Consider the following 18405-nt stretch of genomic DNA (forward strand, 5'->3'; position numbering starts at 1 on the left):
CGCAATGGAGGCTTGGGAACCCGGTGGGTGCCATTGCCCCCTGGGGTTCAGCCCCGTGGCGTCCAATCCGGCGCAGCCAGTTCAAAACCCGAGAACACAAAGCCGGGCGCAACCGTGCAGCCCACCAGCGTCCATGCGCCAGTGCTGCGCGCGGCCTGCCAGCCGTGCGCCGGCACCACAATCTGCGGCCGCTCGCCCGCGGCCAGGTCATTACCCAACCGGTTCACCACGGTCTCGGACCCATCGGAGACCGACAGCTCCAGCGCCGCCCCGGCATAATAGTGCCAGACCTCCACAGCATCGACGCGGTGCCAGCGCGAGGCCTCGCCCGCCTGGAGGAGATAATAGATCGCGGTGGAGCGGGCGCGACCGTCCACACTGGCCGGATCGGCGAAGGTCTCCACATACCAGCCGCGCTCGGGATGCGGCTTCAGCCCCAGCGTGGCGATCACATCCTGGGCGATGAGCGCAGTCATGCCCGCTCGGCCTCTTCCAGCTGCGCGCTCAGCTCCAGCCACTTTTCTTCATTGGCGTCGATCTCGGCGCTGTAGCGTGCCTTGTCCTTGCCCAGGGCGATCACCCGCTCCGGATTGCCATTATAGACCTTGGGGTCTTCGAGCTGCGCGTCCACCTTGGCCAGCTCTGTCTTGAGCCGGGCGATCTTGGCTTCGGCATCCTTGATGGCGGACTTGATCGGCGCGATCTCGGCGCGGCGGGCAGCGGCCTCGGCCTTGTTGGCCTTGCGCTCGGCCTTGGTGCCACCCTTGCCCTCCTTGGACGAGGTGATGCTGGCCTGGTAGCTGTCCAGATCCTCGTCCAGCTCGCGGATGGTGCCGTTCTCGGCGATCCACAGCGTGTCGCAGGTCGCCTCGATGAGATGGCGGTCGTGGCTGATGATCAGCACGGCGCCTTCATAGTCGTTGAGGGCGTGCACCAGCGCGTCGCGGCTGTCGATGTCCAGGTGGTTGGTGGGCTCGTCCAGGATCATCATGCCCGGCCCGCCAAAGGTGATCAGGCCCATCAACAGGCGCGCGCGCTCGCCGCCGCTCAAATTCTTGGCCAGCGTGTCCATGCGCGATTTGGTCAGACCCATCTGGCTCAGCCGCGAGCGGCGCCGCGCCTCGCTGTCGGTGGGCATCAGCTCGACCACATGCTCGAACGGCGTCCAGTCCGGCTTGAGCTTGTCCATCTGGTGCTGCGCGAAATGGGCGATCTCGAGCTTCTTGCCCTTGTTGAAACTGCCGCCCATCGGCTTGATGTCACCGGCCAACAGCTTGGCGAAGGTCGACTTGCCGTTGCCATTCACGCCGATCAGCGCAATGCGGTCACCGGGATCGATGCGCATGTTGATCTGCCGCAGGATGGTCTTGGTGCCATAGCCCGCCGACACGCCGTCCAGCGTGATCATCGGTGTCGCCTGTTCGGCCTTGGGCTGCTGGAAGGTGAAGGGCGCCGCATATTCGTCGAACATCGCCGCCGGCGGCTTGAGCTTTTCGATCATCTTCATGCGCGACTGGGCCTGCTTGGCCTTGGTCGCCTTGGCGCGGAAGCGGTCGACGAACTTCTGCAGATGCGCCACCTGGTCGAGCGCCTTGTCGCGGCTCTTGTTGTTGAGCTCCATCTGCATGCGACGAGTGTTCTCGAACGTGTCGTAATTGCCTTTGTAGAATGTCAGCTTCTTGTGTTCGAGGTGGATGATTGAATTGACCGACTTGTTGAGCAGGTCACGGTCGTGGCTGATCATGAAGACGGTATAGGGATAGGTGGCCAGATATTTCTCCAGCCACAGCGTGCCTTCGAGATCGAGATAGTTGGTCGGCTCGTCCAGCAGCAGCAGGTCGGGCTGGCTGAACAGCACGCCGGCCAGCGCCACGCGCATGCGCCAGCCGCCGGACAGCTCATGCGTCGGCGAATTCTGCCGGTCCTGCTCGAAGCCGAGACCTTTCAGGATCGCTGACGCGCGCCCTTCGGCGGTATAGGCGTCGATATCGGCTAGGCGCGTATAGATCTCGCTGATCCGGTCGGGGTCGGTCGCGGTCTCCGATTCCGCCAGCAGCGCCGTGCGCTCCTTGTCGGCGGCCATCACCACATCCAGCACGCTCTCATTGCCAGCCGGCGCTTCCTGGGCCACCGCGCCGATGCGGGCCTTCTTGACCAGCTCGATACTGCCGGCATCGGCCTGGATATGGCCCTGGATCAGGTGGAACAGCGTGGTCTTGCCCGTGCCGTTCTTGCCCACAAAGCCGGTCTTGGAGCCGGTCGGCAGCACCACCGAGGCGTCCTCGAACAGTTCGCGGCCCTGGATGCGATAGACGAGGTTGTTGATGGTCAGCATGGCGAGCGGCAATCTATGGAAGAGGGCAGGGTGCCCGCAATACCGGGCAGCCCGGTCCGGGCCCTGCAAAAGAAGTCTCTGTGCTCCGATAAAGTCATGTCGCCGCAATGGCAACCGGCATTCCCGCATGCGAGGTGCCCGGCGTCGCGCAACAATGGGCCGAACGCGCCCGATTTGGCGCTATGCGGTCGGCACGGTCAACCATCCCGGCGATTGCTGCACTCAGCCGTCTTGCCTGTGTCGCAGTCTCCCGTTACAAGGCGCGACCTTTCCAACAGACCCATTCAAGGATCTACCCATGGCGCTCGAACGCACCTTCTCCATCATCAAGCCGGATGCCGTCCGTCGCAACCTCATCGGCAAGATCGTCGCCAAGTTCGAGGAAGCCGGTCTGCGCCCGATCGCCCTCAAGAAAATCCACATGACCCGCGCCCAGGCCGAAGGCTTCTACGCGGTCCACAAGGAACGCCCCTTCTTTGGCGAACTGGTCGAGCAGATGATTGCCTCGCCCGTCGTCGTGCAGGTCCTGGAAGGCGAGAACGCCATCCTGAAGAACCGCGAAGTCATGGGCGCCACCAACCCGGCCAACGCCGCTGAAGGGACCATCCGCAAGGAATTCGCCCTCTCGATCGGCGAAAACTCCGTGCACGGCTCGGACGCTCCGGAAACCGCTGCCGAAGAAATCAAGTTCTTCTTCAACGACGACGAACTGGTCGGCTAATGCCCTTCATCAGCGTTCGCATTGTCGAAGGCGCAACGGCGGAGCAGAAATCCGCCGTCATCGCCGGCATTACGGATGTGATGGTCAAGGTGCTCGGCAAGAACCCGGACAACACGCATATCGTCATCGAGGATGTGCCGCTGGAAAACTGGGGCCACAAGGGCAAGTCGGTCGCCGAACTGCGTCAGCAGACCAAGGACTGACCCCGCCGCACCCCTGAAATGCGAAGGCCGCCCGCCGGGCGGCCTTTTTTGCTTGTATGTGCTATTGTGCACTAAAATCCGGAACTCCTTCGCGCACTCCCGTCCATCAAAGGGGAGGGCAGGGTGGGGGTTCTCACCCACCCGAAAGAATCCCATTGTCACTGCCTGATACCATTTCTGCCCCGCTCGCTCGCGCCTTGGCCGCCAAAGGCTATGAGACGCTGACGCCCGTGCAGTCCGCCATTATCGAAGACGAAACCGCAGGGCGAGACCTGCTGGTCTCCGCCCAGACCGGCTCGGGCAAGACCGTCGCCTTCGGCATGGCCATCGCCACCACGCTGCTCGGCGATACCGACCGCTTCACCGAGGTCGGCGCCCCGCTGGCCCTGGTCATCGCCCCCACCCGCGAACTGGCTCTTCAGGTGCAGCGCGAGCTCGACTGGCTCTATGCCGATGCCGGCGCCAAGACCGCCTCCTGCGTGGGCGGCATGGATGCCCGTACCGAGCGTCGCGCGCTTGAACGCGGCGCTCATATCATCGTGGGCACGCCGGGCCGCCTGCGCGATCACATTACGCGCGGAGCGCTGGACATGTCCGCCCTGCGCGCCGTGGTGCTCGACGAAGCCGATGAAATGCTCGACCTCGGCTTCCGCGAGGATCTTGAGTTCATCCTCGACGCCGCCCCCGAAGACCGCCGCACGCTGCTGTTCTCGGCCACCGTGCCCAAGGCCATCGCCCAGCTGGCCAAGACCTTCCAGCGCAATGCCCTGCGCGTCGCCGCCACCTCGGCCACCGAGCAGCATGCCGACATCGACTACAAGCTCATGCTGGTGCCGACCGCCGAGCGCGAAAACGCCATCATCAACACGCTGCTCTACTTTGAATCGGTCAACACCATCGTCTTCGCCTCCACCCGCGAAGGCGTGAAGCATCTCTCGGCTCGGTTGCACAATCGCGGCTTTGATGTGGTGACCCTGTCCGGTGAACTCAGCCAGGCCGAGCGCACCAATGCGCTGCAGTCCATGCGCGATGGTCGCGCCCGCATCTGCGTAGCCACCGACGTGGCGGCCCGCGGTATCGATCTGCCCAATCTCGACCTCGTCATCCACGCCGATCTGCCGACCAATGCCGATACGCTGCTGCACCGCTCGGGCCGTACCGGTCGTGCCGGTCGCAAGGGCACCTGCGTCATCATCGCCCCGCTGCATCGCCGCAATGTCGCCAAGCGGGTGCTGGCGACCGCCAAGCTCGATGTCACCACCATGGCGCCGCCATCGGCCGCCGAGATCGATGCCCGCTTCCGCGAGGGCATTCTGTCGGCTGAAGCGCTGACGCTGCCCGTGGCCGAGGAAGAGGCCGAATTCGTCGGCCAGCTTCTCGCCCGCTACACGCCCGAGGCCATTGCCGCCGCCTATCTGCGCCAGCAACTGGCGGCCCGCCCGGCGCCAGAGGATGTCACCGCGTCGCCGGTTCCCGGCGCGCCCGGCGACAGCGACCCGCGCGTCCGCGAAAAATTCGAGGGCGGCACCTGGTTCAAGGTCTCGGTCGGTCGCAAGCACAAGGCCGAGCCGCGCTGGTTGCTGCCCATGCTGTGCAAGGCCGGCAATGTCACCAAGACGGCCATCGGCTCGATCCGCATCTTCGATACCGAATCCATCTTTGAAGTTGCCGCGCCCAAGGCCGATGCCTTTGCCCGTAGCGTGGAAAAGAACGGCTCCGGGGAGCGTGGCGTCACCATTGCGCCGGTCGACGGTCCCGGCGAACGTCGCGTCGGCCCGCCCCCGTCGCAGCGCCGTCCGCCCGGCCCGGTGGAGCGCTACGATCCCAACGCACCGCGCCCCGAGCGTGCCGACCGCAAGGCGCGCTACGGCTCTGCCGGATTGCGAGAGGATGACTTTGCTGCGCCGGTGACCGGCAGCTGGAATCCGGCTGAAGACACCGCGTCCCGCGCACCCAAGCCGGATTTCGACAAGCCGCGCCCGCCCAAGGTGAGCAAGGCCCCGGCCAACAAGGACAAGGGCAAGCCAAAGTGGGCCGGCAAGCCCGATGGCGCCCCGCGCGCCAAGGACCACAAGCCCAAGCGCAAGCCGCAGATCTGATCGACATAAAGGGGGCCTCGGCCCCCTTTTTCGTCTAGCCTGCCAGCAACGTGCCCCACTCGGCGTGCCACTCCAGATTGGCGTCCAGTTCCACCTCGACCCGCTCGGCCCCCAGATAGTGCATCAGGAACTGCGCATAGGGCAGGGCTTCCAGTGCAGCATCCGGTGCGGAAGGTGTGGGCGTGAACACGCGGAGGCCCCATTGCCGGACCGGCGCGCTGACCACGCAGACCAGCCCAGCCGGGTCGGTGAACATGCGGATGGCGATGGCATTGTCCCGTGGATTGACTGTGGAAACGCGGTGAAACCGCGGCGGCGAGGAGACTGGCGTGCACATGCCAGCAGCAACGGCCACCATCCGGAAATTGTTTCAGCGTCAGGCCAGTTTAGCGTCAAATAATACAGTCCAGACCGGCATTTTTCCGCCGAGAGTCCGAGACTGCGCGAAATGGCAAATCCCCATCAAAGGCAAGGGGTTGGCCATCGGGGTTGAATCACGCCCTCGCAAAGCTGAATCAACATGTGAAGAGACCCCATTCGCAAAAGCGATGGCCGACATCACCGCAATTGCATTGAGGCCGATGGCCGCCTCGGCTACCGTCCCGCCATGAACACTACGCTCGTCTCTCGCACCGTTCGCTCGGTCTGCCCGCATGATTGCCCATCCGCCTGTGCACTCGATGTCGATGTGATCGACAATCGCACCATCGGCCGTGTGCGCGGCGCCAAGGACGATCCCTATACGGCCGGCGTCATCTGCGAAAAGGTCGCCCGCTATGCCGAGCGCGTGCACCACCCCGACCGGCTGACCCAGCCGCTGCGGCGTACGGGCCCCAAGGGCAGTGGCCAATACGCGCCGATCACCTGGGACGAGGCGCTGGACGAAATCGCGCGGCGCTTTTCCGCCATTGAAGCCGAACATGGCGCGGAGGCCATCTGGCCCTATTATTATGCGGGCACCATGGGCCATGTGCACCGCGACGGCATCGACCGGCTGCGCGCGGCCAAGGGCTATTCCCGCCAATACGACACCATCTGCACCGGCCTGGCCTGGCCCGGCTTCATCGCCGGCACGGGCCTGCTGGGCGGCGTCAATCCCGAGCAGATGGCCGAGAGCGACTGCGTGGTCATCTGGGGCACCAATGCCGTGCACACCCAGGTCAATGTGATGACCCACGCCATGCGCGCCCGCAAGGAGCGCGGCGCCAAGGTCGTGGTCATCGATATCTATGAAACCGCCACCATGGCCCAGGCCGATCTCGGCCTCATCCTGCGCCCCGGCACCGATGGCGCCCTGGCCGTTGCGGTGATGCACATCCTGCTGCGCGAAAATCTCGCCGACCGCGCCTATATGGCCCGCTACACCGATTTCAGCCCGGAGTTCGAGGCCCATCTCGCCAGCCGCACGCCCGAATGGGCCGCCGAGATCACCGGCCTGACGGTCGCCGAGATCACCCAATTCGCCCATTTGGTCGGCACCACGCCGCGCAGCTATTTCCGCCTGGGCTATGGCTTCACCCGTCAGCGCAATGGCGCCACGGCCATGCACGCCGCGCTGTGCATTCCGGCCATGACCGGCGCCTGGCAACATCGCGGCGGCGGCGCCTTCCATTCCAATTCGGGCACCTGGCGGCTCGACAAATCCGCCATCACCGGCGCAGCCCGCCAGAAGGGTGATCCGCGCTGGCTCGACATGTCCGAGATCGGCCCGGTGCTGACCGGCGACAGCAAAGCGCTAAAGGGCGGTGGCCCGGTCATGGCTATGATCGTGCAGAACACCAATCCGGCCTCCGTCGCCCCCGACCAGACGCTGACCCGCGCCGGCCTGTCGCGCGAGGATCTCTTCCTGGTGGTGCATGAGCAGTTCATGACCGAGACAGCGGCACTGGCCGATATCGTGCTACCCGCCACCATGTTCCTCGAACACAACGACTATTATACCCGTGGCGGCCACACCCGCGTGCTCTATGGCCCCGCCGTCATCGAGCGGCCGGGCGAGACGCGCTCCAACCACGAGGTCATCAACGCCCTGGCGCTGCGCCTTGGGCTCGATGACCCCAGCTTTCACGCCAGCGACCGAGACATCGTTGCCGAGACCTTCCGGCGCTCCGGTTATCCCGCGCTCGACGCGGTCGAACAGACCGGCTTTGTCGATCGCGAGCGCCCCGATGCCGAGGCGCGATTTGCCGATGGCTTTGCCTGGCCGGACAAACGCTTCCGCTTTGCGCCCAACTGGCAGGGCGCCACAGAGCGCAAGCCCTATCAATGGGTCTGCGACCCAGCCGAGATGCCGCGCTTTGCCGGCCACTGGGCCATCACCGAAGCGACCGACGCCACCCACCCCTTCCGCCTGGCCACCAGCCCGGCGCGCGCCTTCCTCAATTCGAGCTTCAACGAGACGCCGGGCAGCCAGAAGCGCGAAGGCGCGCCTTCGGTCTTCATCCATCCCGATGATGCGGCGGAGCTTGGCATTGCCGATGGCGATTTCGTCACGCTCGGCAATCGCCGTGGCCAGGTCGATCTCACCGCCCGCATCCGCACGGGCCTGCCCACCGGTGTGCTGATCGCCGAGGGCCTGCACCAAAACAAGGCGCATCGCGGCGGCTGGGGCATCAATACGCTGACCAATGCCACGCCCGCGCCACCCTTCGGCGGCGCGGCCTTCCACGATGCGGCGGTGTGGATTCGCCGGGCCGACGCGCCCTAGAAATAGGCGCCCCAGAAGAAATAGCCGGTCATGAACACGCCATAGACGATCACGGCGAGGCGGATCCACCTGGCAGGGATGCGGTGCGCATTGCGGGCGGCGAGGTAGCCGCCCACCACCACGCCCACCAGCGCGATTGAGCCGTGATACCAATCGATGGAGCCGCTGACCGCAAAGCGCGCCACCGCCACCAGCGCCACAATGCTCGACACGTAGAGCTTGAGCCCGTTCATGGCGTGAATATCGGTCAGCCCCGCTGTGGCCAGGAACGCCAGCAGCAGGATGCCCAGCCCGGCATTGAAGAACCCGCCATAGACGCAGACGGCGGCCAGGAACGCCATCAGCAGCGCCGAGCCGGCCAGTTTCATGCCCCGTCGGCCGCCGCCGCGTGCCGCCACAAAGCCGTTGATCTTGTTGCCAAAGGCAAACAGCAGCACGGCAAAGCCCATCAGCCAGGGTACCACCAGGCTGAACAGCTCGTTGGATACCACCAGCAACAGTTCTGCGCCGATATAGCCGAACACCGCCGCCACCAGCCCATAGACCACCAGCCGATGCTTGTGCGCCGCCATGGCGTGCCAATAGCCATACGCGCCGCTCATATAGCCGGGCAGGGCGGCATAGGTGTTGGAAGCATTGGCAATTACGGGCGGCACACCCACCAGCAGCAGCGCTGGGAACACGATGAACGAGCCGCCGCCGGCCAGCGAATTGAGCGCGCCACCGACCAGACCGGCCAGCAGCAGGAACAGCGTTTCGATCATGTTCTCTCCCCGCGCGCCGGCCCGGAACGGGCTCTTGGTCTGTCGCGCCTGCCTGCTGCTTACGCGCTTGTGGCGCCCATGCCCAACCGAAATGTGTGATCGCGCCCATCACCATTGCTGATCGCGGAGGGGGCGGCGGAGTTGACAATGCTGGCCATGAGGCGCATATCCGCCCCCGGTTGCTGGCACCTGCCGCTCGCCGGAAGTCATTCCGACGGTGAAGTCCAGTCCCGAGCAGACGAACTGATCAGGTTCATCTTTGCGAGGCGCTTCATGGCAATGCGAGCACCCATGCAACAGTCGCCTCATGCAAATGAGAGGTCCTGTCATGTCGTTTTCACTCGATATCCAATCCGTCCAGACATTGAAGTCCGAAGCCAAGGCGCTGCGCGAAAGTGCTGCCGCTGCTGGCGAAACCATCACCCATGGCGCTGCGCTCGAGCGCGTAGCCCGTAGCCACGGCTTCCGTGACTGGAACACCGCCCGCGCCATGCTGCCCGACCGGGCGCCCATCGCCTTCCAGGTCGGCCAGCGCGTCACCGGCACCTATCTCGACCAGCCCTTCACCGGCAAGCTGATCGGCGTGCAACTGCTGGGCGATATGCAGCACAGCACGGTCACTATCATGTTCGATCAGCCGGTGAATGTGACGCCTGATCTCATGTTCGCCGCCCTGCGCCAGCGCGTGGTGGCGACCGTGGACGTGCATGGCATCTCGCCCGCCATGCGCGGCAATGGGCGGCCGCAGATGGTGCTGAAGCGCGCCTGAAATGCGCAGCATGCGCGCAACATTTGTGCCGCAGATGCGTCACTCGGGGCAAGGCAATCCCACGCGGTTGCCTTGCCTACCATCGTAAAGCACCGATATAGTCGGGGTAACCGCAACCGTGAATGGAATCGCGATGACCACCCAGACCAAGCCGATTGACGTCTATTCCCTGCCCACGCCCAACGGGCAGAAGGTGCACATCATGCTCGAAGAGCTTGGTGTCCCCTACGTCTATCACCGCATCGACATCGGCAAGGGCGACCAGTTCAAGCCCGAGTTCCTGGCCATTTCGCCCAACAACAAGATCCCGGCCATTGTCGATCCCGAGGGCCCCGATGGCCAGCCTATCTCGATCTTTGAATCCGGCGCGATCCTGAAATATCTCGGCCTCAAGTTCGGCCAGCTCTATCCCACCGATCCGCGCCAGCAGGTCAAGGTGGACGAATGGCTGTTCTGGCAGGTCGGCGGCTTCGGCCCCATGCTGGGCCAGAACAACCACTTCAGCGTCTATGCGCCCGAAAAAGTCCCCTATGCCATCAAGCGCTACAGCGACGAGACCCATCGCCTGTTCCGCGTGCTCAACGACCAGCTCAAGGGCAAGGACTATATCGCCGGCGACTATTCCATCGCCGATATCGCCAGCATCGGCTGGGCCCAGTCCTGGGAACGCTACGGCATTGACCGCAACGAATTCTCCGCCTTTGGCGCCTGGTTCGACCGCATGAATGCCCGCCCCGGCGTCGCCAAGGGCCTCAATGTCGGCAAGGACGTGCCCAGCTCGAACCTGGCCACCGACAAGGACGCCCAGAAGGTGCTGTTCAACCAGCGCTGATCGGCGCGCACCGGTTCCACACGCTTTCGCCCCGGCATGGGACGCTCGGCCAGCCTCGCGCTGCCGTCCGGCCCCACGCCGGGGCTTTTGATTCCCACCTTGCCAAGTGGGCGCTGTTGGCGCGGACTTTGGGCGGCGTGGCAGGCGAGCAGGCAGCCACAGAGCCCGTTGCTGAAGGCTCCTTCCCAGCCTGGGCGCAGGCGTCGCGGGGCTGACACACTGCCCGCCGTCCCCGCAAAAACCCGCCTTGCGCAACCGCTTGGGGGCAGGGGGCATTTGGGGGCAAAAAGCGCTTGCCATATCCAACCATGCCCGGTATCCACGCCCTGACGGAGAGGTGGCCGAGTGGCCGAAGGCACGCCCCTGCTAAGGGCGCAGATCTCAAAAGGGTCTCGTGGGTTCGAATCCCATCCTCTCCGCCATTCCCCTTGATTTCATTGAGTTTTTTCGGGTTATTCGCCTTTTGCCATAACTTCGATAAGTGCTCCCCACCCCGGCAGGTGTTCCAGGGAATGCGCGTGGCGATTGGCCGGGGCAGGGATTCTCTTGCTGCTACACGTGCGCACCATCGGCCAGCGCGATCGTGCCAACAGCTAAAACGACGCGATTGATACTACCGGCACGTCACCAGCCCCCTTCAGGCGGCGCGGCGCACTCCGAACAGTTCCAGCGCAACAGCCTCGTGCCGGCATTCGGCGCGGAGTTCCGCCGTCATGTCATCCCAGCCGCCCAGCGAGTCGAGGGTGGTGGCGAATTTCAGCTTGCGATCGACGGCCTCGAGAGAATTGGAGCGCGTCGCCGCAACCGCACTGAGCGCGTCGCTGGCCGCCTCCAGCGCTGCGTCCATGACATCGTCTGTCGCCGTGTTGGGGATGGCTGCGTTTGCCGCAATGAACTTGGTGATCGCGGTTTCGATTTCGGCAAGGCGGGTGATCTGGGCGACGTTCATGGCGATTGCTCCTGCGGCCAACGATTTTCGTTAATAGTTAACGTAAAACACGAAATCCAGCAGGTGTCAACGGTTTCCGTTTGTGGTAGTCGGATTACATGGAAGCAATCACTACTCAACAGTCTCGGGCCGCACGCGGCCTACTCGATTGGTCGCAGTCTAAACTGGCCGCCATGTCGAATCTCAGCGAGAGCACAATCCGCGATTTCGAGAAGGGCCGGCGCCTGCCAGGCCCAAACAATCTTGCCGCGATCCGGGCAGCCCTTGAGGCGGCCGGCGTGCAGTTCCTCGGCGACGGTGACACTGCCGCAGGCCCTGGGGTGGCTTTGCGATGAGCAGGCAACCGGACGCTTCCTCCCTGACGGCACTAACGCTAACGCGCCCGCAGGCCGCAGAGCTATGTGGCCTGACGCCAAGCGGATTTGACGGTTGGGTGCGTCGCGGTATCGTGCCGCCGGCCATTATGGGGACGCGCCGATGGAGTCGTGTGCAACTGGAGCGGGCGCTGGCCGGCCAACCTTGGGTGCCTCAGGATGGCGAAAGTGAAGAGGACCCAATGTTGAAGTGGGAGCGGGAGCAAGCCGCTCTAAATGGTTCTAAAAAGAGACGACTCTGATGACCGAGAAACCGCGCCGCGGCGACGCTCTGCCCCGTAGCCTCCAGCCGATCGGCTTGTCGCGCGAAGTGGCGGCCGCCTTTATAGACGTATCGCCAAGCAAGTTTGACGAGATGGTCAAGGACGGCCGCATGCCAAAGCCAAAACAGATCGACGCGCGCCGGGTATGGTCCAGGGTCGCAGTTGAGAAGTCGTTTGCGGCATTGCCTAGCGACGGCGAGGATGACGACGACGAATGGGCTGTTGGGTGAATAACGACATCGCACGGTCTACGTAGATTCCCTATAAGGACCGAGCTAGTCTGTTGTATAAGTTAGCGCATGACCTATTTGGGGGCTGGTCGTGCCACAGCAGAACCCGTCAATTGCAAGCACAATCGATTTTAACGACAGACTTCGCCTAGAAAATAGAATTACACATCGGGAAAAGCAGGTTCTACATTTTCTCTATGCTGGCCATACGAACAAACAGATCGGTAAACGCTTGGGTATCAGCGATCGCACGATCGAGGTTCACCGCGGCAATGCGATGCTGAAACTACAGTGCAAGAACGTTGTTGAACTTGTCAGATGGATGGCTGGTGACCCGGTGGATCCCTAACCCACCCGCCGCCGATACAGTTCCGCCGACAGCCCCGCCAGCACATTGCGCACTGCCGGCGGCATAGTCTCCGCTTTCATCTCAGTGGCGTATTGGCGCGCTAGCATCTGGTTGAGCCGCTGCAGGTAATCGGTCGGTTCCGAGAATAGGCTATTTGGCGGCGGCATCACCAGGATGCGCGCGACAATGACGTCCAGCTCAGCATCCACGTCCCGCGGCTGCGGCGTGACTATGAGGCGCCACCAGGCTTCAGTCGCACGGTCGGCGGCCTCCTGTTTTTCGGCGGCGACGCCGTCATCGGCAAACCACCCTGGCCACCGCACGGCCCACCACCACTGACTCCCGGTGGGGCGGTGCGCCTGGTGCTGCACGATCGCCAGCCGGTCACGCTTGTTGTTACCGAGTGGGTACGCTGCGAACCTGCCCTGTTCAACTGTCCACCGGAGGCGCGCCGGCACCTGCATGATCGAGTCTCCATTCGGGGATTCGATGGATAGCATGCAGAACGAAAGGCGAACAAGCTAGACCGGCGCCTTGCAGCGCCGGCCAGGCAGTTTAGGCAGCCAGACCAGCGATCGCCATCATTGCAAGCTCTTCATAGCGCAGCGCCATGCGGCCGGTTTCGGGGTCAACCGAGATCAGGTCATAGTGGGCAGCGTTGAGTCCGTGCTTGGAAAATTCGAGCGCAACGTCCTGGGCGATCAAGCCAATGTGGAATCCAGCCGCTCCGACGTCGACCTCGCGGGTCAGCCGGTAACGGCGCACGAGGCCGGGGATGGCGCGGGCGACGAGAAGCTCGCGTTCGTTGAGCGCGTCGACGTCTTGCTTAAGCGCGCGATCCGATGAAACGATGGGCGCGTTGACTAGGTAGATGCGGTTCCACTCAGACGTGCCAGAGCCCAGATTGAAGTTAGCGGTGGCGCCCGGATAGAGGTGACCACGCAGCGTCATCTGGCCGGCCATCTGGTTCTTATGTGGTTCAAGGATAGTGTTGGCGCCGTCGAGATCCGTCCAATAGACTGCGCCGCCAGAATTGTGCCCAATCTGCACGAAATTGTTCTGGCAATCCGCATCAACCTTCAGCGTAACACAGCCATCAGTATACAGTTCGCTCGTAAGTCCGAAAATATTGTTGTAGTTGGACTGCAGAGACGACGCGTAAGGTGCCGCCGGATAGCTTTTCGTAGTGAGGTAGATTGCTTCGGCATCGTCCTTGTAAGAGCCGTTCAAAAACGTCCCATAGATCGAATTGCCATATGCGCCCGACAAGACGATTGCGTGATGGTAGAAAAACTCTGATCGGAAATTTTGGATGGTGTGGCTGTTCGCCAGGTCGGTCAGGTACAGATTCGTAGTGCCGTTGTAGACCGTGATGTTCGAGATCAGCCCGAAGTAGTTGACGGTGCTGTTGCCCAGGTTGGGCTGCGAACTCGGAACGTAGACGCCAATGCCCTGGGCAAAGTTAGGGTATGGAGACGCAGCAGCGCCGCCGAAATCTTTGCAATACACATCGCAATTCTCAAACCGCCAGAACAGAGAATTGTAGTTGGAGGTTGTGCTGTCGAGGTGGCCACAGCAGACGACACCGCTTGGTGAATTGCACAGGCTCTCAACTGAGCCGCCAGAGAAGCGCGCCCAGTTGCCCTTAACATGGACAACAGGAAATTGGCTGCCCGCAGTCGCGCCGTCGGCTTTGAGGGCAAAGCGCTTGAGCCGGGCTGCCGGACCAAGCGTTAGCGACTGGTTGGGGCCGATGATGATCATGCCATCACAGCGGGCAAGCCCCTCAAGCATAGTCACCGAATGCCCCGACGCGACTGCGGCATTGATCGCGGCGGTAACGTCGACCAAGCCGTCACGGGCTTTCACCGAGGCGACTTCACTTGGAGTCATGAAGTCAAAAACGCTCACCATGTCAGTGAGCCGGCTTTGCACAGTGCGGGTTTGCGCGCCTGTCGCTGGAAGGAGGTAGTTGATTTTCGCCGCTGCGACTCCAGCGGCTACCTTGGCATCAGTCACCGTCGCATCAGCAACGGTCACGCCAGGCAAGAGCAGGGTCCAATCATCGCCCTCAATAGGAGTGACGCCAATGTTGCCCCGCTTGGCCAGCCACAGTGACCCGCCGTTCTCGACGTAGTCCGCGGTGATGTAGGAGGTGCCGATCGCCCAGGCACCCTGGAAATCACCGACAGCGGCAGTGCCGCCGAACATCTGCTTCAGCAGCCGGCGGATCTCGGACTTGCTCGGCTTATAGTCGCCGCTCGCCGGCACGCCGCGCGTGTTGTAGTCGCGCCAGACGTCGTCAATGGTGAGTGCCATTTGGCCTCCTTTTGGGTGCAAAAAAGCCCGCGCCAAGCGGGCCGAAGAGGTGGATTTTTCGGGTCTTAGTTGCCGAAGCGCAGGCTCTTTTCTGCGACGACACTGGGTGCATTTGAATTCGCAGCCCTGACAATTTGCGGCGCTGCCGTAGCGACGACGGCGCCAGCGGTATCGCGGACTTCGGCCCGCAACAGTTCGCTGTCCAAAGAAACGTGGACCGTGAGCGCCCCGCCGCCTTGCCTCTGGCTGGACATAGGGCCGGGGGCGCCCATGAACTTCACGGGGATTGATCGCCCATCCGGCAGCGGAACGGCCGCTTCTGGGCCGGCCTCGCCAAAGATCGCAGCGGTGCGAGAGACGCCGCCGCGGGCGAACGTCTGCATAGGCTTCCCATGTGCGGCAATGCCACCATTGGCAAAGCCGAACAGCTTGCCAATGCCACCACCGCCGCCGCCGAAAAGGCCGCCAACCAGGCTTTGGACGCCGATCTGAATCACATTGTCCAAAATGGAGTTCATGACATTGCCAAGCGCCTCGCCAGCCGACTTGCCGTCGCGGAGGTCAGAGATGAAACCGGTCAACGCATTCGTCGCCAGTCCTTCAAACTCCTTCATCGCATCGGCATTCGCCTGGATGGCGGACTTCTGGCTTTCCAAGTCAGTGACCAGGCCACGGATGGCCAAGCCTTCCGCACTCGCCGCGTCGACACCAGCGTTTCGGAGCGTGTTCAGGATGTTCTGCTCGAGTGCAGTTTCGCCGAGGGTGTCGCGTTCGAATTGTAGGTCAGCGATCAGCTTTTTTACCGCGTCGCCGTGGGCCAGCGCGGACTTCGCCGCAGCGTCGCCACCGCCGCCGCTGGGGGCCGTTGGATCTTCGGTCGGCTTTGGCCGGCTCAAGTCGACGCGGAGTTGATCGATAGCTCTTTTCTTGAGTTCCGCGAAAATCGCGTCGCGCTCGGCCACCATTTTCGCCTGGGTCGATGGATCGATTTCAACGCCCATAGTGCCGACGACGCCCGGCGCCATGGTGGCGTTGGCCTTCGCAAGGGTGTCGTTGATCCCCGCCAAATCCTGCTCAAGCCGTGCGGTGCCGCGCTGACCAAGCGCCTGCATCGATTCGGAGAGGTAGTTGATGCCGGCGGCCAGTTCGCCCGTCAATTTTGCGGTGCCAATCAACAGCGGAGCGAGGTCGATAAGCGCCTGCTGAAATTGAAGATTCATGACTTTGGACGCCGTCGAAAACTCGTCCGACATCGTCTCGGCGCGCGCGATCAGGTCACGATCGACAATGATGCCCAGCTTGCGGGCCTGGGTTGCCGTCTCGGCCAGCGCCGCCGAACCGCCCTTGAGGGCCTCCACCATCCGCGTTCCGCTATCGCCAAAGAGCGTGGTCGCCAGCGCAGCCTTGGCGCTTGCTGAACCCGTCTTGTCAATCGCATCGGCGGCCAACTTCAGGCGTTCGGACTGCGAAGTGGTCGCTTGAATATTCGTGAGCAGTTCGGGGTTTAGCGCCTTCAGCGCCGCCAACATTTTGCCCTTGCCAACAGCCGCGAGGCCGGCGTTTTTGTTGAATGTTTCGAGGGACTTTGAGAACTCGTCCATCGACACGCCGCCCAGATCGGCCGCGAACGCAAACTCCTGAAATGCTTCGGGGTCCAGGCCGGAGGCCTTGGCGGACTTGGCGATCGCGTCGAAATCGTCCAGTGCGGCCTTGGCTGTGTTGAGCGCCGCGCCAACCGAAAGGATCGGAGCCAGCGCCAGGCCAGCGCCGCGGATCAGCCCGCCGAAAGCGCCTGTGCCCATGCCCTGCAGGCGGGCGGTGAGCTGGTCACCACGGGCCTCGATCTTTTTCATCGTCGTGTCGGTGGACTTGGTGGCGCGCTGAAGTTTTCGCTCAAAGTCGTTCAACCGCAATTCCATGCGGGCGTAGAGAGTCGGCTCACTGGCCATTCTGAAATTCCTTGAATGCCTTGTTCAGCGCGCGGCTGCGACGGCTCGCCCATCTCTTTTTGAAAGATCGATATACCGGCCAGAAGAATGGCGAAGCCGGCATATCGGTAGTGCCGAACTCTTGGTGGATGGCGTAATCCGACGGCCCTGCTGGGCTGTCCTTGGTGGTTGTCTCGCCACCAGCCCGTACCACCTGGCCGCCTGTGTCGGTGGCATAGTGGCGAATGGAGTCATGCAGCGGCGTGCCGTCCTCGGGATCCTTGGGTGCGGTGGCACGGCTCACCTTCACCCATTCGGCGGCATTGGTCTCGATGGCTTTGTTGGTCTGTCGCCTAATGCTGTCCGGCACCTTCGCCATCCGGTTGGCGAAGTCCTTGAAGCCATTGTCACGGGCCATCGGGCTCATCCGTGAAGTGGGCGTCCGCCTCGTCGATGCCGAGCAACGCCGCCGCGAGCACGGCCTGCACCAGGGGCACATAGTCGCCGGGAGGATTCTTTGCGAAGGCAGCATCGACACGCGGATCGACAACGCGCATCTCTGCCAGGCTTTTTGCGACGTCACCACCGGCCGTGGCCAACTTAGTGAACTTGCCGGTCGGGGCCAGCGCGAAGGCAAGGACGAACCGCAATTGCTTAACCGTCCAGTGGCCTGCTGTGATGGTTCGGAACAATTGGAATGCCGGTGTCCCCAGCGCCTCGAGAGTGTCGAGGTCAGATCTGGCAATGCGGAAGGTGAGGTCGGCGCCGCTGAAGCGGGCTTTGACGTGGTCGAATTTGGTCATGGGGTTTCCTGGGAAAATGAAAACCCGCCCCACCAGGCGGGTTTTGTGAGAGCGGCCAGAAAATCAACGAACCGCAAACATTTAAGCTTGCGACGGCCGCAAGTTGACGACTATTGTATTGTCACTGTTGGGGGATCATCATGTTTAGAAATACTGCTATCGCGCTCGTCGCGACATTAAGTCTTGCTGCCTGCGCCTCGGCGCCGAAAGATATAGCGCCTGCCTATGTATCTACTGGCCTTTATGAGAATTTGAGTTGCAAGCAGCTGCGAGCCGAGGCTGAGGCGGTCTCTGCTAGAGCGGTCGCTGCGTCAGGGCAGCAGGAAAAAAACCGCAGCCAGGATGTGGGAATGACCACCGTTGCTGTTGTGTTGTTCTGGCCAGCCGCCTTCTTCATGAAGGGGGATGGGGCTGCAGCTGCGGAGGTCGCTCGTCTTAAGGGCGAGATGCAGGCAATTGAGCAAGTCAATCGTATCAAGAACTGCGGCATAACCTTTGCGGCAATGTGATGCGTGAGGCGGCAATCTTGGTGCTGGCATTCTTGGCAGCACCAGTCGCAGCCATTGAGCAAAGTGTGCCTGACCCGGCGATCTACGCCGTTGATGTAGCCCAGGTCAGTTGCCAGCCTAGGCGGACTTGCGGCCAGATACGTTCGTGCGAAGAGGCCGAGTGGTACCTCTACAACTGCTCTTGGGGTGGACGGCTAGACGGCGATGGTGACGGCGCCCCGTGTGAGAAGCTGTGCGGGAGCAATAACTAG

Annotated in this window: 21 protein-coding genes and 1 tRNA gene; 12 read left to right on the forward strand and 10 right to left on the reverse strand. The window is 62.8% G+C overall.

Annotation, left to right across the window (positions count from 1 at the left end; translation table 11 throughout):
- Positions 1-47: 47 nt before the first annotated feature.
- Positions 48-476, reverse strand: coding sequence for a cupin domain-containing protein (locus tag K1177_RS03730; protein ID WP_224701979.1), 429 nt, complete (start codon positions 474-476; stop codon positions 48-50).
- Positions 473-2335: an ABC-F family ATP-binding cassette domain-containing protein gene (locus K1177_RS03735; RefSeq protein ID WP_224701980.1), complete on the reverse strand. Its 1863-nt coding sequence runs from the start codon at positions 2333-2335 to the stop codon at positions 473-475. The genes K1177_RS03730 and K1177_RS03735 overlap by 4 nt, the downstream gene beginning before the upstream one ends.
- Before the next feature lie 298 nt (positions 2336-2633).
- On the opposite strand from K1177_RS03735, the gene ndk reads away from it, so the two are divergent.
- The 3 genes from ndk (at position 2634) to K1177_RS03750 (ending at position 5358) form a co-directional block, all read left to right on the forward strand.
- Positions 2634-3056 (forward strand): nucleoside-diphosphate kinase, encoded by a 423-nt coding sequence (gene ndk / locus K1177_RS03740; RefSeq protein WP_224701981.1) that lies wholly within the window; start codon positions 2634-2636, stop codon positions 3054-3056.
- A complete protein-coding gene (locus tag K1177_RS03745; protein ID WP_224701982.1) occupies positions 3056-3259 on the forward strand; it encodes a tautomerase family protein in 204 nt (67 codons plus the stop codon). Before ndk ends, K1177_RS03745 begins: the two co-directional genes overlap by 1 nt.
- A 155-nt stretch (positions 3260-3414) precedes the next feature.
- Complete coding sequence (locus tag K1177_RS03750) at positions 3415-5358, forward strand: DEAD/DEAH box helicase (RefSeq protein WP_224701983.1); 1944 nt, start codon at positions 3415-3417, stop codon at positions 5356-5358.
- A gap of 34 nt (positions 5359-5392) precedes the next feature.
- Here K1177_RS03750 and K1177_RS03755 read toward each other — a convergent pair whose 3' ends face one another.
- Complete coding sequence (locus tag K1177_RS03755) at positions 5393-5695, reverse strand: hypothetical protein (protein WP_224701984.1); 303 nt, start codon at positions 5693-5695, stop codon at positions 5393-5395.
- A 270-nt stretch (positions 5696-5965) separates the two neighbouring features.
- Between K1177_RS03755 and K1177_RS03760 the strand changes: the two genes are divergently transcribed.
- Entirely contained in the window at positions 5966-8065 is a 2100-nt protein-coding gene (locus K1177_RS03760) for a molybdopterin-containing oxidoreductase family protein (protein WP_224701985.1), read from the forward strand.
- On the opposite strand, the gene K1177_RS03765 is transcribed toward K1177_RS03760, so the two are convergent.
- Positions 8062-8829, reverse strand: a complete 768-nt coding sequence (locus K1177_RS03765; RefSeq protein ID WP_224701986.1) for a sulfite exporter TauE/SafE family protein — start codon at positions 8827-8829, stop codon at positions 8062-8064. The genes K1177_RS03760 and K1177_RS03765 overlap by 4 nt on opposite strands.
- A gap of 328 nt (positions 8830-9157) precedes the next feature.
- Between K1177_RS03765 and K1177_RS03770 the strand changes: the two genes are divergently transcribed.
- The 3 genes from K1177_RS03770 (at position 9158) to K1177_RS03780 (ending at position 10852) form a co-directional block, all read left to right on the forward strand.
- Positions 9158-9598 (forward strand): glyoxalase superfamily protein, encoded by a 441-nt coding sequence (locus K1177_RS03770; RefSeq protein WP_224701987.1) that lies wholly within the window; start codon positions 9158-9160, stop codon positions 9596-9598.
- Between the two features lie 133 nt (positions 9599-9731).
- On the forward strand, positions 9732-10430 hold the full coding sequence (locus K1177_RS03775) for a glutathione S-transferase family protein (protein ID WP_224701988.1): 699 nt from the start codon (positions 9732-9734) through the stop codon (positions 10428-10430).
- A gap of 331 nt (positions 10431-10761) precedes the next feature.
- Positions 10762-10852: transfer RNA gene (locus K1177_RS03780), tRNA-Ser, on the forward strand.
- A 215-nt stretch (positions 10853-11067) separates the two neighbouring features.
- Here K1177_RS03780 and K1177_RS03785 read toward each other — a convergent pair.
- The gene (locus K1177_RS03785; protein WP_224701989.1) at positions 11068-11379 is read right to left on the reverse strand and encodes a hypothetical protein; all 312 of its coding nucleotides are present in this window, start codon (positions 11377-11379) and stop codon (positions 11068-11070) included.
- Positions 11380-11477: 98 nt separating this feature from the next.
- On the opposite strand from K1177_RS03785, the gene K1177_RS03790 reads away from it, so the two are divergent.
- The 3 genes from K1177_RS03790 (at position 11478) to K1177_RS18550 (ending at position 12595) form a co-directional block, all read left to right on the forward strand.
- A complete protein-coding gene (locus K1177_RS03790; protein ID WP_224701990.1) occupies positions 11478-11714 on the forward strand; it encodes a helix-turn-helix domain-containing protein in 237 nt (78 codons plus the stop codon).
- A 280-nt stretch (positions 11715-11994) separates the two neighbouring features.
- Complete coding sequence (locus K1177_RS03795; protein ID WP_224701991.1) at positions 11995-12246, forward strand: helix-turn-helix transcriptional regulator; 252 nt, start codon at positions 11995-11997, stop codon at positions 12244-12246.
- A 91-nt stretch (positions 12247-12337) separates the two neighbouring features.
- The gene (locus K1177_RS18550; protein ID WP_224701992.1) at positions 12338-12595 is read left to right on the forward strand and encodes a response regulator transcription factor; all 258 of its coding nucleotides are present in this window, start codon (positions 12338-12340) and stop codon (positions 12593-12595) included.
- On the opposite strand, the gene K1177_RS03805 is transcribed toward K1177_RS18550, so the two are convergent.
- From K1177_RS03805 to K1177_RS03825, 5 genes are all read right to left on the reverse strand, one after another.
- Positions 12592-13059 (reverse strand): hypothetical protein, encoded by a 468-nt coding sequence (locus tag K1177_RS03805; protein WP_224701993.1) that lies wholly within the window; start codon positions 13057-13059, stop codon positions 12592-12594. The genes K1177_RS18550 and K1177_RS03805 overlap by 4 nt on opposite strands.
- 91 nt (positions 13060-13150) lie before the next feature.
- Positions 13151-14914, reverse strand: a complete 1764-nt coding sequence (locus tag K1177_RS03810; RefSeq protein WP_224701994.1) for a tail fiber domain-containing protein — start codon at positions 14912-14914, stop codon at positions 13151-13153.
- 65 nt (positions 14915-14979) lie between these two features.
- A complete protein-coding gene (locus tag K1177_RS03815) occupies positions 14980-16863 on the reverse strand; it encodes a hypothetical protein (protein ID WP_224701995.1) in 1884 nt (627 codons plus the stop codon).
- The gene (locus K1177_RS03820) at positions 16853-17260 is read right to left on the reverse strand and encodes an HK97-gp10 family putative phage morphogenesis protein (protein WP_224701996.1); all 408 of its coding nucleotides are present in this window, start codon (positions 17258-17260) and stop codon (positions 16853-16855) included. Before K1177_RS03820 ends, K1177_RS03815 begins: the two co-directional genes overlap by 11 nt.
- The gene (locus K1177_RS03825) at positions 17250-17645 is read right to left on the reverse strand and encodes a hypothetical protein (protein ID WP_224701997.1); all 396 of its coding nucleotides are present in this window, start codon (positions 17643-17645) and stop codon (positions 17250-17252) included. Before K1177_RS03825 ends, K1177_RS03820 begins: the two co-directional genes overlap by 11 nt.
- Before the next feature lie 140 nt (positions 17646-17785).
- Between K1177_RS03825 and K1177_RS03830 the strand changes: the two genes are divergently transcribed.
- Both K1177_RS03830 and K1177_RS03835 read left to right on the forward strand, forming a co-directional pair.
- Positions 17786-18154 (forward strand): hypothetical protein, encoded by a 369-nt coding sequence (locus K1177_RS03830; protein WP_224701998.1) that lies wholly within the window; start codon positions 17786-17788, stop codon positions 18152-18154.
- A complete protein-coding gene (locus K1177_RS03835; protein ID WP_224701999.1) occupies positions 18154-18405 on the forward strand; it encodes an excalibur calcium-binding domain-containing protein in 252 nt (83 codons plus the stop codon). Before K1177_RS03830 ends, K1177_RS03835 begins: the two co-directional genes overlap by 1 nt.

Origin of the sequence: Devosia aquimaris (assembly GCF_020169335.1) — a bacterium.
GTDB classification, from domain to species: domain Bacteria; phylum Pseudomonadota; class Alphaproteobacteria; order Rhizobiales; family Devosiaceae; genus Devosia; species Devosia aquimaris.

Bases quoted from the DNA above. Each gene is read 5' to 3' on its own strand.
- K1177_RS03730 (WP_224701979.1), bottom strand. From the start codon at position 476: ATGACTGCGCTCATCGCCCAGGATGTGATCGCCACGCTGGGGCTGAAG.
- K1177_RS03735 (WP_224701980.1), bottom strand. From the start codon at position 2,335: ATGCTGACCATCAACAACCTCGTCTATCGCATCCAGGGCCGCGAACTG.
- ndk (WP_224701981.1), top strand. From the start codon at position 2,634: ATGGCGCTCGAACGCACCTTCTCCATCATCAAGCCGGATGCCGTCCGT.
- K1177_RS03745 (WP_224701982.1), top strand. From the start codon at position 3,056: ATGCCCTTCATCAGCGTTCGCATTGTCGAAGGCGCAACGGCGGAGCAG.
- K1177_RS03755 (WP_224701984.1), bottom strand. From the start codon at position 5,695: ATGTGCACGCCAGTCTCCTCGCCGCCGCGGTTTCACCGCGTTTCCACA.
- K1177_RS03760 (WP_224701985.1), top strand. From the start codon at position 5,966: ATGAACACTACGCTCGTCTCTCGCACCGTTCGCTCGGTCTGCCCGCAT.
- K1177_RS03765 (WP_224701986.1), bottom strand. From the start codon at position 8,829: ATGATCGAAACGCTGTTCCTGCTGCTGGCCGGTCTGGTCGGTGGCGCG.
- K1177_RS03770 (WP_224701987.1), top strand. From the start codon at position 9,158: ATGTCGTTTTCACTCGATATCCAATCCGTCCAGACATTGAAGTCCGAA.
- K1177_RS03775 (WP_224701988.1), top strand. From the start codon at position 9,732: ATGACCACCCAGACCAAGCCGATTGACGTCTATTCCCTGCCCACGCCC.
- K1177_RS03785 (WP_224701989.1), bottom strand. From the start codon at position 11,379: ATGAACGTCGCCCAGATCACCCGCCTTGCCGAAATCGAAACCGCGATC.
- K1177_RS03790 (WP_224701990.1), top strand. From the start codon at position 11,478: ATGGAAGCAATCACTACTCAACAGTCTCGGGCCGCACGCGGCCTACTC.
- K1177_RS03795 (WP_224701991.1), top strand. From the start codon at position 11,995: ATGACCGAGAAACCGCGCCGCGGCGACGCTCTGCCCCGTAGCCTCCAG.
- K1177_RS03805 (WP_224701993.1), bottom strand. From the start codon at position 13,059: ATGCAGGTGCCGGCGCGCCTCCGGTGGACAGTTGAACAGGGCAGGTTC.
- K1177_RS03810 (WP_224701994.1), bottom strand. From the start codon at position 14,914: ATGGCACTCACCATTGACGACGTCTGGCGCGACTACAACACGCGCGGC.
- K1177_RS03815 (WP_224701995.1), bottom strand. From the start codon at position 16,863: ATGGCCAGTGAGCCGACTCTCTACGCCCGCATGGAATTGCGGTTGAAC.
- K1177_RS03820 (WP_224701996.1), bottom strand. From the start codon at position 17,260: ATGGCCCGTGACAATGGCTTCAAGGACTTCGCCAACCGGATGGCGAAG.
- K1177_RS03825 (WP_224701997.1), bottom strand. From the start codon at position 17,645: ATGACCAAATTCGACCACGTCAAAGCCCGCTTCAGCGGCGCCGACCTC.
- K1177_RS03830 (WP_224701998.1), top strand. From the start codon at position 17,786: ATGTTTAGAAATACTGCTATCGCGCTCGTCGCGACATTAAGTCTTGCT.
- K1177_RS03835 (WP_224701999.1), top strand. From the start codon at position 18,154: ATGCGTGAGGCGGCAATCTTGGTGCTGGCATTCTTGGCAGCACCAGTC.